13 protein-coding genes are annotated in these 12,718 nt (G+C 49.7%); 10 read left to right on the top strand and 3 right to left on the bottom strand.

All coding sequences use genetic code 11. The features are described 5' to 3' along the window. The first annotated feature begins 278 nt into the window (after positions 1 to 278). Together KF839_RS09405 and KF839_RS09400 are read left to right on the top strand one after the other, a co-directional pair. The gene (locus tag KF839_RS09405; protein ID WP_292917583.1) at positions 279 to 3,074 is read left to right on the top strand and encodes an nSTAND1 domain-containing NTPase; all 2,796 of its coding nucleotides are present in this window, start codon (positions 279 to 281) and stop codon (positions 3,072 to 3,074) included. Between the two features lie 25 nt (positions 3,075 to 3,099). Continuing rightward, entirely contained in the window at positions 3,100 to 3,321 is a 222-nt protein-coding gene (locus KF839_RS09400) for a hypothetical protein (RefSeq protein WP_292917582.1), read from the top strand. Positions 3,322 to 3,389: 68 nt separating this feature from the next. Here KF839_RS09400 and KF839_RS09395 read toward each other — a convergent pair whose 3' ends face one another. After that, positions 3,390 to 4,268: an AraC family transcriptional regulator gene (locus tag KF839_RS09395; RefSeq protein WP_292917581.1), complete on the bottom strand. Its 879-nt coding sequence runs from the start codon at positions 4,266 to 4,268 to the stop codon at positions 3,390 to 3,392. A 141-nt stretch (positions 4,269 to 4,409) separates the two neighbouring features. On the opposite strand from KF839_RS09395, the gene KF839_RS09390 reads away from it, so the two are divergent. Both KF839_RS09390 and KF839_RS09385 read left to right on the top strand, forming a co-directional pair. Continuing rightward, on the top strand, positions 4,410 to 5,030 hold the full coding sequence (locus tag KF839_RS09390) for a flavodoxin family protein (protein ID WP_292917580.1): 621 nt from the start codon (positions 4,410 to 4,412) through the stop codon (positions 5,028 to 5,030). A gap of 20 nt (positions 5,031 to 5,050) precedes the next feature. Continuing rightward, positions 5,051 to 6,022, top strand: coding sequence for an alpha/beta hydrolase family protein (locus KF839_RS09385; RefSeq protein WP_292917579.1), 972 nt, complete (start codon positions 5,051 to 5,053; stop codon positions 6,020 to 6,022). A 116-nt stretch (positions 6,023 to 6,138) separates the two neighbouring features. On the opposite strand, the gene KF839_RS09380 is transcribed toward KF839_RS09385, so the two are convergent. After that, on the bottom strand, positions 6,139 to 6,309 hold the full coding sequence (locus KF839_RS09380; protein WP_292917578.1) for a hypothetical protein: 171 nt from the start codon (positions 6,307 to 6,309) through the stop codon (positions 6,139 to 6,141). 196 nt (positions 6,310 to 6,505) lie between these two features. Between KF839_RS09380 and KF839_RS09375 the strand changes: the two genes are divergently transcribed. The 3 genes from KF839_RS09375 to KF839_RS09365 are packed head-to-tail and all read left to right on the top strand — an operon-like array spanning position 6,506 to position 11,619. Next, positions 6,506 to 7,876, top strand: coding sequence for a toll/interleukin-1 receptor domain-containing protein (locus KF839_RS09375; protein ID WP_292917577.1), 1,371 nt, complete (start codon positions 6,506 to 6,508; stop codon positions 7,874 to 7,876). Positions 7,877 to 7,900: 24 nt separating this feature from the next. Next, complete coding sequence (locus KF839_RS09370; RefSeq protein ID WP_292917576.1) at positions 7,901 to 8,878, top strand: AAA family ATPase; 978 nt, start codon at positions 7,901 to 7,903, stop codon at positions 8,876 to 8,878. An 8-nt stretch (positions 8,879 to 8,886) separates the two neighbouring features. After that, a complete protein-coding gene (locus tag KF839_RS09365) occupies positions 8,887 to 11,619 on the top strand; it encodes a formylglycine-generating enzyme family protein (protein WP_292917575.1) in 2,733 nt (910 codons plus the stop codon). On the opposite strand, the gene KF839_RS09360 is transcribed toward KF839_RS09365, so the two are convergent. Further along, positions 11,596 to 11,916: a hypothetical protein gene (locus KF839_RS09360; RefSeq protein WP_292917574.1), complete on the bottom strand. Its 321-nt coding sequence runs from the start codon at positions 11,914 to 11,916 to the stop codon at positions 11,596 to 11,598. The genes KF839_RS09365 and KF839_RS09360 overlap by 24 nt on opposite strands. A 166-nt stretch (positions 11,917 to 12,082) precedes the next feature. Here KF839_RS09360 and KF839_RS09355 point away from each other — a divergent pair, with 166 nt between their 5' ends. The 3 genes from KF839_RS09355 to KF839_RS09345 form a co-directional block, all read left to right on the top strand. After that, a complete protein-coding gene (locus tag KF839_RS09355) occupies positions 12,083 to 12,331 on the top strand; it encodes a FitA-like ribbon-helix-helix domain-containing protein (RefSeq protein ID WP_292917573.1) in 249 nt (82 codons plus the stop codon). Further along, positions 12,328 to 12,468: a PIN domain-containing protein gene (locus KF839_RS09350; protein WP_292917572.1), complete on the top strand. Its 141-nt coding sequence runs from the start codon at positions 12,328 to 12,330 to the stop codon at positions 12,466 to 12,468. The genes KF839_RS09355 and KF839_RS09350 overlap by 4 nt, the downstream gene beginning before the upstream one ends. Beyond that, positions 12,461 to 12,718, top strand: a 258-nt coding sequence (locus tag KF839_RS09345) for a PIN domain-containing protein (RefSeq protein WP_476739068.1), incomplete at its 3' end; no start/stop codon positions are given. The genes KF839_RS09350 and KF839_RS09345, both read left to right, overlap by 8 nt.

The raw sequence follows: 12,718 nt of genomic DNA, 5'->3' as shown, positions 1-12,718 counted from the left end.
AAGTGAAATCACGCAAAGTCACTCACGCGGTCACGCGGCTCGCCATTTGCGGCAGCATCAACCCCGCGCCAATCTGACCGGTCGCGCCGATCACCAAAACCTTTGACATTCCCACCTCCCGATCTCGTATCATACCGGCTTCCCCGGACAACGTGCGTCAAACAATCAAACAACGACACCGAAGTCTAAGTAAGCGCTAAGAAACTGTCATTCCGAGTATAGTGAGAAATTTATGATCGACTTATAATCGCGAGATCAAGACATCGCAAACTTCCATTATGCCGCCTGAAACACAAACTACCTCTCAGGTATTCATCAGCTACAGCCGAGCCGATCGTGCAGCTTGCGTGCAATTACGCACCGAATTGGAAAAAGCCGGTTTAAGCGCGTTTCGCGATGAAGACAACATTCAACCCGGCGATGAATGGATTACCGAATTGGAGAAAGCACTGGAACAATGCGCAGCGTTCGTGTTGCTGATCGGCAAAGACGGCGTGCAGCGTTGGGTAGGTGCGGAATATCATGTGGCGCTGCGGCGGCATTACGCCAAGGCTGGAGAATCGGAATCACTACCGATTTTTCCGGTTCTGCTGGAGGATACGCAATCGATACCATTGCCCGCATTTCTGTCGTCGTTCCAATCGGTTCGTTGGGATATATCCGAACCACTGCCACCTCAGTTAATTGCAGCGATCCAAAGCCGCGCCACCCGCAACGGAAATGCCATAACATTTGAAGGTCGCCCTTTTCTGGGTTTGAGCGCTTTTGGCAGGCAACATGCACCTTTATTTTTCGGGCGCCGCCAGGAAACGCTGAGAGCCTTGGAAGGTTTGGGCGATCAACATCGCATCGATCCGCAAAGAACGCAGCGTAGCCACGGCGAGAAATACTTTCGCTGGCTGCAGATCGAAGGCAACAGCGGTTCCGGCAAATCGTCGCTGGTGAACGCCGGCATGCTACCGCTGATCGAGCAAGGTTTCTTGCTGGAGCGCACCGGTTTTGCGAAATGGCGCATCCTTAGGCCGATGATGCCCGGTAAAAATCCAGTGAAAAGCCTGCGGGATGCGCTCATCTTTGGGCTGACCGATGAACCGTTAGAACGCCTTAAGCTGGCGGAAATGATTCAGCTCGAAAAACCGGCCTCTCTCGCTGATGCGATCAAAGCCTATCGCACTTCATCGACGCAAACCGCTTATCTTCTGATCGTCGACCAATTCGAAGAACTGTTCACTTTCGCCGATGAAACCGAACGCAAACAGTTCGATGCATTGCTCGCCCATGCGCTGGCCGATCCGGAATGCCCCTTGTTTCTGATCAACACCGTGCGCGCGGACTTTCTCGACCGGTTCGAATATCTGCCGAAACTACAAACGGTTTATAACGACTGCTGCAAGCGCTATTTCCTGCCGTTGATTTCCGCGCAAGGCTTGCAAGACTGTATTGAACAACCCGCCAAGCTGGCAGGTCTCGATGTCAGCGAAATCACCACCGCGATCCTGAAGGACACCCAAGACGAAATCGGCGCGTTGCCGCTGGTGGAAAATGCGTTGTTGTTGCTGTGGCAGCAGCGGCAAGACCACAAGCTCAGTGGTAAGTTGTATCAACAACAAGGCGGCATCGCCGGCATGCTGAGCAACCAAGCCGATGCATTGCTGGCCCGCATCGATCAGGCGGTGCCGCAAGGAAAATTGGCCGCGTTGGAATTACTGCTGCGCCTGACGCGAATCAACGACGAAGGCCGCCATACCCGTCAACGTGTTGCCTTGGAAGAAGCAGTCTTTGTCGCAGGCAATGGCGACGATAAAACCGGCCGCAAAGTCGTCGGCATGCTTTCCGGTCAACGCGACCACGCAGTCATGCATACCGAACATCACGATGTACTACGTTTGATTACGATCAATCAAGAACAAGACCGGCAGTATGCCGATCTGATCCACGAAACATTGATCCGCGCACGTAGCAAAGATACCGCAACCGGGAAATGGGTTGGTTATTGGCCGACGCTATTCGATTACATCGACAATAACCGCGATCGTGACCACTACCGTCAGCTATTGATTCATGAAAGCCAACAATGGCAGCACAGCAAAGGCTTTGGGCGCATCTGGAACTTGCGCTGGTTCGGACTCAATAAATTTCGCCAATTACGCATTCCCAAACATTCGATCGAGGGGCGTTTTCTGGCTTGGAGCCGGCGAGTGCAGCTTGGATTGATCTCCATGCTCGCGATGATAGCTGGATATGCCATGGAATCGATTGCCTGGGTGCAGCGGCATGACCTATCCCCGGATATGATCTGGACGTTGCAGCGCTTCCGTTTTGGAGACCCCATACTGCCAGCTTTAACCACCGTTCCTTCCGGTTCCTTCAACATGGGCGAACAAGATGCGGCATTTATCGCTCAACTCGACGAAGCTGAAAAACACTTTGGGGTGCCCGGTAAATCAGTTTCCATTGAGCAACCTTTTTACCTGGGTATAACCGAAATCACCTACGAGCAATACGATTATTACGTTTGGCAGCAACATCGCTCGGGTAATACGGCGATTACTTTTCCGAATACCGCCAAAGGCGGGCGTGGCGACCGGCCGGTCGTCAATGTCAATTGGTTTGACGCAATGGCCTATACACGCTGGTTAAGTGAACAAACAGGCAAGCAATGCCGCTTGCCGACCGAAGCGGAATGGGAATTTGCGGCACGCGCCGGTACCACGAGCGCTTACCATTGGGGTGACGAACCCGGCAGCAACAATGCCAATTGTGACGGCTGCGGCAGTTCCTGGGATAACCAAGAAGCGGCACCGGTGGGCAGTTTCTCCGCCAACAAATACGGTTTGCACGATATGTCAGGTAACGTTTGGGAATGGACCTGTTCGAACTGGCGTGATCGGTTTGACGAAAATGAGCAGCATTGCAACAGTGAAGTAACCGATACTCAGGCCCGCGTGGTGCGCGGCGGTTCCTGGTACTTTAATCCGGTCAACGTGCGCTCGTCGGTGCGCGACCTCATCCATCCGGTCAATCGTAGCAACCTTCTCGGCTTCCGGGTGTTATGTGAGTCCCCTATCGAATAACGGTTCGCTGGCGCGCTGAACGCTGATGCGCTGCAATGCTGTTCACTGTGCGCCGCGAAGCGGCGCCGCGCGATTTTTGCTTTATTTTCGTGTACGCCATATTTTGCAGAAAGCATCGCTTGCCAACGAATTCACGTCCGCCGATATTGCACAAATCGCGGAAAAGTATTTCGGCTCGGAGCATGGTGTATCGCTTGACTTGCCGAGGCGCGGCACGAAACGTCAGGCCGTTGATTTTGGCGTATGATCGCCCTGGATGCCAGCGTTATCTCGGAACTGATGCGCGAACAATCCGACGCAAAAGTCTTGGAAGCGCTAATGTTTTTTTAATAAGCGCTCTTCATTCGGCGAGATACCAAACTTTCTGGAATATTCCCTGCTGAATTGCGAGGGGCTTTCATAGCCCACACTGAACGCAATATCGGAAATGCCTTTTGAGTTGGACAATATTAATCCTCTGGCTTCTATCAGTCTTATTTTTTTCTGAAACTGGATGGGGCTAAAGCCCGTGACTTCTTTAAAAAATTTATGAAATGATGCCGTGCTCATGCCAGCCGCATGCGCCAATTCATCGACATTGAGTTTATCTTTGAAATTATTGGTGATAAAAGAAATCGAGTTTTTAATTCTTTGAAATTGACTACCCATCAATCCTAACTGTGCCAACGTTTGTCCGCTATCTATCTGTAGCAGCCGAAATAATATCTCCTTGATGTAGAGTTTGGAAAGAATAGGGATTTCATCTTTTGCATTGAGAGTCAGCAATAAACGTTTCGTGGCATCGAAGATTTTATTGTCAGCCGTGTTGACGACCAATGCCCGCTTTGGCGTCGATTTGTCCTTTTTATAAAAAGGCATGTCTTTTAAAACATCGATGATCAAGAGCGGATCGATTTCAATGATTATTCCGTAGAATGGATTCTTCTTGCTGACGTTTGTTACTCGACCCGTCAAGGCAAGCTCAGCCGATACTAGAATGAATTGTCCGGGGCCATAAAAATAATGTTCATCGCCTAAATCGATTTCTTTGTTACCCTGCAAATTAAGACAGAATAACGGTGTGAAGATGCTGTGCGCAGTGATTGACTCCGAATGTTTGCGAATCGTTAAGATAGGAATCGCTGTTTCATTGATTCCCTCGGACAGATTCAGTTTATCTACGATTTCAATAAGCTCTTTCAGGTTTTCTTTCATAGATAAAGTGTAACCGGATATTGCACAAAAGAATGCACTCTTCCTGATTCATAGACTTTTAGGCAAGAATCTCAGAGTTTTATGATAGGAGAGTTTTGATAAACGAAATAAGCTACTCAAAATCAGGAACCTGAAGGAAAAATGAAAAAAGTGCTGTTTTATACGATCTCCATTCTGATTCTGGCTGCAATCATTGCACCTGTAATCATTACTTCGATAGAAAGAAGCCAGTTTGATAAGAACAGCGATTTGCTTGCGAAATCACAATCATCGAAGCAATCGGATGTCGCCGTCATTTATTTTTCACGCTCGGGCAATACCGCGATTATGGCGAACAAGATCGCTGAAATGTTCGATGCGGAGCTCATCGCTATAGAAGCGCCCAAATATGAAATCGGCTTGACAGGATTAGCAAACGCCGCCATGTCTTTTCAGGATCATGAAGTTGAAATTACGCCACAAACTATCGATCTTTCCAAATACAACAAAATCTATCTGGGTTCGCCGATATGGTTCTATCGGCCTTCCCCTCCTATCTGGAAATTTGCAGAAAATAATCGCTTCGATGGCAAGGATGTGGTGTTTTTCAATTCTTACAACAGCAATTACGGGCAGGACTACATTGATGAATTCAAATCCCTCGTCATGAGAAATGGCGCCAAATCATTTGAGCATAAAGCAGTCATTCGAGGACGTATGGGCAGTCAACTATCGACCGAAGAATTTTTGAGCGAAGTTGCAGCATTGTTTGCAGAAAACTAACCCCTAACAAGGAGAAAGCCATGAGTAGAATGTCAGAAGAAAGAATGTCCAACGCCTTGGCGCAATTAAAGACAATCTCCGACGCGGATTATGCGAAGATCAAAGGCATGGTCAATGTAGTGAAGCCTTTCAGAAGCGTTCTTCATAAAACGCCGGACGATTATGGCATGACGGGATGGGAAGATATTTTCTTCCCTGCCGAAGACGGCGTACCATTGGAAGGCTGGTATATTCCTGCCAAAGGCGGTGAAAGCGATAAATTGGTTATTTTTAACCATGCCCTTCCGATGTGCCGCGCAGGCTTCCAAGGCCACTTCGGAGAACCTTGGAGCACATACGATGCCGTGGAAATTGATTTCGTCATCCAGATGAAACACCTGACCGATGCTGGGTATAACGTGCTTGCGTACGATATCCGGAATCACGGACGAAGCGGCGCTTCCAATAATGGCGTGAGCGGTATCGGACAGATCGAATGGCGCGACTGCGTGGGGGTAAAGAGGTATGTCGATCACCATCCGAGATTGGGCAAAATGAAGGTCGGCTTATACAGCCAATGCATGGGTGGCAATTCACAGTATGAAGCTATCAACAGGCATCCGGAGTTATTCGAAAATGTACGGTGTTTATGCAGTCCGATGGTGGTGTCCATGAGAGCCATTTATCAGGCATTTTCCGAACTGCAAGGTGTTGACCAGTATCTGGACTTACTGGATTTCGAATTGCTGAAAGCAGGCGCTTTTCTGATGGATGAAATGACACCGCATTTATCGGCTCATGGCGTAAAAATGCCGGTATTGATGGTTCAAGTCAAAGACGATGCGTGGACGAAAAATCCTGAGGACGCGCAAAAAACCTTCGATCTTTTAGGAAGCAAAAAGAAGGAGCTGCTCTGGATTGAAGGAACCACCCGGCGATTTAAGGATGGATACAATTATTTCGGAAAACACCCTGAAAAAATAATCCCGTTTTTTGATAAACATATGAAATAAAAACGGTTAATCAATTTTCATCAGCGTTTCAGATGGAGTACAGAAAACCAGGAATATCAATAGGATAAGAGATTTTCTGAGCACCGCCCGACGCAGCAAATCGTTTGCGCATGCATTCACGCCATACCGGTCCCGGTACTGTTGCACCGCATGCAAATGTTGCGACAGTTCCGGGTGATGGTGCAAATAGGCGACCAAATCATCGGCGTAACCGTCAAACCGTGCATCTGTTGCACTTCCTGCACCGCCGAGCGCTCACCGGTGCGGCTATGCGGATGCCCAATCATAGGTATATCCCAATCCCATTCACAGCAAGTCAGGATGATTGCAGAAATTTTTGAAGTAGAGATTCTTGTAGAAAATACGCTAAAATCCGAGCAATAGCTATCGTTTGTAAGCATTGATATTAACGACGATCATGCAGTTTTTTGTGCCGTATTTGATAACAAAAGAATATTCCCTGATTATGATTTTCAAATTTGAATGGCACTACCGATTCTGACAACTCAACAAACGGCCGATTCAGTTAAACCGGAAAACAAGAGTTGCCGGATTTTTGTGTCGTATTCGCATAAAGATTCTGATGATGCCCGGCAGTTTATGGATCATTTTAAGTTGCAACTGCAAGGTTTGCCAGAATTGTTTATCTCACCGGATCAAGTGTTTTTTGACCGCAATAAACTACGCGCCGGTAAAGATTGGGACGAATCAATTCAATCTGCACTTGATCAAGCGGAATATTTTATTTTTCTGGTGAGCGTTAATTCACTTAATTCAGAATTTTGCTATTTACGTGAGCTCGCCTTTGCAGTTAGTCGATCGTTACCCATCATCCAAGTAATACTAAATCCTTGCCCTTGGGAAAAATTGCCAATCCCGGGAGATCGCCAAAAGCGAAATCTTGGCAAACTGGGAGCTTTGCCCAAGGATATCGAATTTTCACTCAAACCGGTTTCCGACTGGATTGGAAAAGATCGTGCTCATGTATGGAACGAGGTCGCCAAACAAATTACCGCGGAAATTACCGCGGCAATATCCGCACAACCCACGCAACCGGAACAATCACAAACTATAAAAGCGGTGACATCCGCAGCTTCTCAGCACAAATTCGTTCCACTACTACCCTATTTTTGTAATCAAACCGCTGCGGTCAATGAATTCAACAAACGAGTCAAACTTTGGAGCAATACGGCGCTGCTGGTGTTGACAAAGGGTATCCACGATGATGATTTGCCAAATTTCTGGAAGCGTTTACACCACAAAAACCTTAGCGATTATTTAACCGTGCGCAATGCGCAATTGCTGGAGACAAAGCGCTTTATTTGGCCATTCAACAAAGAAGAAAAATCGAACGCTCAAGAAATGATGGCCACTATGATGAGCGCTTTGTCGGATGCATTGACGGGAAATCCCTATCAACTAACGGACGAAGCTACACTGAGTCGCTGGCTTTCCGCGTCGTCAGGCGTTATTACGCTGGTGACCGATCTACCTAAAGAACCGAAAAAAAATACTGCTGCAGGTATTCGTGTATTGCTGGATTTGCTTGAGCATTGCTCGGCGGAAGCACAGCTAAACCGGTTGGTCATTGCAATGATGCTGGAAGACAGCGAACTGATAACTGAAAAAGACCTTCAAAAAACATTGAAGATATCAGGTTATCAACGGACGCATCTTGTCGACATCATGCCACTCAGAGACATTGGCAAAGAAGATATCATCCAATGGTATCGTGTTCATGTCGAGAAATTACAACGTATCAGTGAAGAAGATTTGCTGCGGAATTTTGCGAATTTGCTGATCCAGCCGCTACGCATGCGCAAATTTGCCTCTAAAATTAACGAAATTTTGTAATCGATTAACAAGAAAAGGGCACATATGACATTCCATCAATTCCGGGGACAAGGACCGATCGAAGGCGCATCAAACAATCCGCTGGTAAGTGAAGTCGACTCCTTTCATGACCCACGCGGGTATCGGGCCGGTACTGATCTGGTCAATGCGGTCAATGTCGCTCTGGCGCTGAAAATGCCATTACTGCTAACCGGCGAGCCTGGGACCGGCAAAACGCAACTCGCTTACCGGCTGGCGACAGAGCTGAAAAAGACGGAAGTATTGCGTTTTGATACCAAGTCGTCCAGTCAGGCAAACGATCTCTTTTATCACTTCGACAACATCCGTCAATTCGGCCAATCGCAACTGAATGCAGCCGCCGGTAAACCATTGCCGCAAAACAAGGAATTCGTGCGAATTGCCGCAATGGGGCTGGCGATTTTGCGTACACTCGATCCGCATGTTGTGGAAGCACGTCTTGGTCCTGAATGGCAGCATGAGAAACCCACCGCCTCGATCGTCGTCATTGATGAAATCGACAAAGCCCCTCGGGATTTCCCTAATGATTTACTCAATCAGATCGAAAATTTGGAATTTTCCATCCCGGAGTTGAGTGTCAGCTTCAAAGCAGATCGAGAATTCAATCCGATTGTAATCATCACCAGTAATTCCGAGAAGCAATTGCCCGAACCTTTCTTGCGTCGCTGCGTATACCACCATATCGAATTCCCCGAGAGTCAAACAGAAATTGAAGAAATTCTCGGCAGCCGATTGCAGCAACTGCAACTCGACGAACTGGCGTACCGTGACGCATTGGCACTTTTCTTCGCATTGCGGAATCAGGCCGCATTGGCAAAAAAGCCTTCCACATCCGAATTGCTCGACTGGTTGTTAGCATTGTCCAAAGCGAAGCTAGAGTGGGATAAGCCGCTAGCGCAGCAACAGGAAATATTGACGATGTGTTTGGGTGCGCTGGTCAAAACCAGCGATGACATCAAGATTGCAAAATCACTGCTTACCTGACAAGCGATATGTCGTTTAATGATCCCAGCTTGGGCGCCATGCTCGATGCCTGGCTAAGCTATTTGGATCAAGCAGGATTCAAAATAGGTGTGCGCGAACGCTTGCAAGTGCAAAGACTTCTGGTACAGCTTTCCGTGCGTGGCGAGCTGGTGCAACACCGCTCAGCAACGGAGGTTCTGGCATTCATCAGGCCATTACTTTGTACCAAGCCGGAACAACAACGCCAATATGCGTCATTACTGGCGCAATTCACCACACAACAGCGCGCCGATGATCATTCGAGTGATCCAAATCCGGCGAATCGGAATTCCCCTCAGACTGACCCAGAATCACGCAAATTCAAGCGCTGGCATGCAGTCTTGCTTATAGGAGCGCTGGTATTGCTGACAATCATCGCACTGGGGATTTGGAACCCCTTTCAACCACCTATCGACCCCAGTAAAGGAGGATTCAGTGCAACAAACGGTGATTCAGCGCAATCCCTGCCTTCGCCGCCATTAACACCAGAACCGCCTCCACCCGAACTAACTTTTGAATTTGCGCAACCCTCAATTCCTGTTGCACCTGCAATACCCGAATGGTTTTCCGCAGCCCGACCCACTCTGTTGACGGTTGGCGGTGCTTCGCTGCTGATGCTGCTATGGCTGCTCTGGGCGCATTGGCGGCGTCAACTTTACCTACAAAACACCCGCACCGATCGGGAAATAGAACAGTTTTTCCTCACCGACCCCAATCCCGTACCGCTAGAACCAGCACCAACTATTATCCGAAGTGCTGCGCGGTTAATGCGTCAGCCTTATGCCGGACAACGTACTGCGCTGGATTCGCTAACCACCATCCGGGCTACCCTGCAGGCTGGCGGCGTATTGTCGCTCCGTTATCGGCTGTTGAAACAGACACCCGAATATCTGGTGCTGATCGATCAACGGCACCCGGCCGATCATCATGCCGCTTATAGCGATGCATTGATCGCCGCTTTGATGCAAAACGGCGTTGCCGCGGACGTACTGTACTTCGAAGGCGCTCCTCAGACCGGTTGCTGGCGCATGCGCACAGGTGCGCAAGGACGCGAACGTTTTGGACAAACCACCTTCGCCGAGCTGGCTGCACGTTACGCCGGGCACCGTTTGCTGATGTTTGCCGAAGCATTGGCGTTAGTGGATGAAGTTACCGGTTTGCCGCGTCATTGGGTCACGTTCTTGAATGCTTTTCCGCAGCGCGCCTGGCTGACACCCATGCCATTGAACGCTTGGAGTTGGGCGGAACAGGCTGCAGACGAGCAGGGTTTTCTGGTGCTGCCGATGCAACCCGAATCGCTCGCTACCGCAGCGGGTTGGTTCTCAGCAGGGCAACTCGGCTTGGCGGTCGGCGCCGATTGGCCGCTGAATTACCCATCTCTGTTGCGCGACAATGCGCTGGCCTGGGTGATTCAACGTAACGCACCGCCTGACACGGTTCAGGAAGAATTGCTGTTTCAATTGCGCGATTATCTCGGTGCACAGCGCTTTCAATGGCTGTGTGCCTGCTCGATTTTTCCGGCAATTTCGCCTGCGATGACGCTGGTGCTCGGCCGTGAAATAAATGCTGATTCCCGCGATTTAATGCTGGGTATGGCCGCGATCGGCGCTTTGCCTTGGTTCCGTCATGCATTCATGCCCGCCTGGCTGCGGCTGCAATTGGTTCATCGCCTCAATTCCACCAGCGAAGCGCATTTCCGCCAAATCATCGAAAAACGATTGATACATGCGATTGACAAAGGCAAAGGCGCGCCATTGCTGACACTAGCCCGCCACAAGCGATTGCTGGCGGCATGGTTACACCGCCGCCGCGGTCCGGCGCGCGATGTGGTACTGGTGGATTTTCTGCACCGTGGCCCGTTGGTGCGGCTTGCGCAGCGGTTGCCGGAAGTTTTGCGCAAACGGTTGTTTCATCAAGGCATGCCTGCCTACGGAATAGCCAAAGGGCTACTGTGGCTACTGCCTGCGGGTCTGTTGTTCGGGTTGTTGGGATGGAAAGGCGAATCGATCCTGATTGATCCGGTCAGTGCGCCTCCAGGCGATCCTGCGATACCGGTCACGCTGGTACTGATTCCCTCCGGCTCCTTCAACTTCGGCGACCCTCCCGGTAAATCCGTGCAAATTGCAAAACCTTTCTACCTGGGGAAATATGAAGTAACTTACGCGCAATACGATGACTATATCCAAGCGCAGCAACAAAAAGGGATACAGGTAAAAAGTCCCGATACGGCAACCGGCGGCCGTGGCAATCAGCCGGTCGTTTATGTGGATTACAAAGACGCAGTGGACTATGCCGCGTGGTTGAGTGAACGTACGAAGTTAAGCTGTCGCCTGCCGACCGAATTTGAATGGGAATACGCCGCGCGAGCCGGAACTCCCACAAAATATTATTGGGGCGGTGATGTGGGCAAAAATAACGCCAATTGCGATGGTTGCGGCAGCCGCTGGGATAATCAGCAGGCTGCGCCGGTCGGTCAATTCAAAGCCAATCCCTGGAAACTGCACGATATGTCAGGCAATGTCTGGGAATGGACTTGTTCTGATTATTCCAATGATTCACAGAATAATGCTCCGCAACAATGTGCTTCCGATAGTTTTGCCCGCGTGGTGCGCGGCGGTTCCTGGGGCAGTAATCCGGACATCGTGCGCTCGTCGGTGCGCTACGACTACCATCCGGACTTCCGTCTCGGCTTCCGGGTGTTATGTGAGTCCCCCATCGAATAACGGTTCGCTGGCGCGCTGAACGCTGATGCGCTGAGGTACTGCCCACTGTGCGCCGCGAAGCGGCGCCGCGCGCAAATTTTGCTTTATTTTTGCGGTTCCTATTGGCATACTGACAACGCAGAGTGCTGTTCTGCAGGATTCTCTGAGATGAGGCCCGCGTGGTGCGCGGCGGTTCCTGGAACAATAATCCGGTACACCATCTGCGGTCTTGTAGGCGCCGTTAAGCGCAGTACAACACAATGCACCAAGCGGCATCGCATGAAACTGTATCACGGTGGATGACGCTTTCTGATTCACTCTACAAAAAACAAACCCTCTCAGCAACCAACATCAGATACGCCGACTCCAGCCGAGCAAACCAGGTTTAATGCAAAAACTTGTAATACTTCCGCCCTGCCATTGATTTTATCGCTTGAGTTTGACATCATTGATTGCACTTATAGGCACTCAATAAGAGAAAAGCATGGCGAGCATCACGATCCGGGATTTACCCAAAAAAACCAAAGAACTGCTGTGCATGCGTGCGGCGCAAGCGGGCGTTTCACTGGAAGCTTATGTACGCCATATTTTGCAGAAAGCATCGCTTGCCAACGAATTCACGTCCGCCGATATTGCACAAATCGCGGAAAAGTATTTCGGCTCGGAGCATGGTGTATCGCTTGACTTGCCGAAGCGCGGCACGAAACGTCAGGTCGTTGATTTTGACGTATGATCGTCCTGGATACCAACGTTATTTCGGAGCTGATGCGCGAACAATCCGATGCGAATGTTAGAAAATGGATCAAAGCGCAAAAACCGATACATCTTGCTATCACCGCAATCACCATCGCAGAGATCCAGCGTGGGTAAGCGCCGGATCCAATTAACTGCGAGCTTTTCGGATTTTATCGCCGAAGCTTTCAGCGGCAGAATTTTCCCCTTCGACGAAGAAGCCGCTTATCGTTACGGCGAAATTGCCGCGGCGTGCGAAATCGATGGAATCAATACCGATGCCGTGGATCTGATGATTGCCGCCATCGCCAGCAGCAGGCGAGCAGCGATTGCCACACGAAATGTCAAGGATTTTACCGGTTGCGGCATTGCAATTATTAATCCTTGG

The organism is Nitrosomonas sp., from assembly GCF_019635155.1.
GTDB lineage: Bacteria > Pseudomonadota > Gammaproteobacteria > Burkholderiales > Nitrosomonadaceae > Nitrosomonas.
This window is presented reverse-complemented; position numbering and strand designations above follow the sequence as displayed.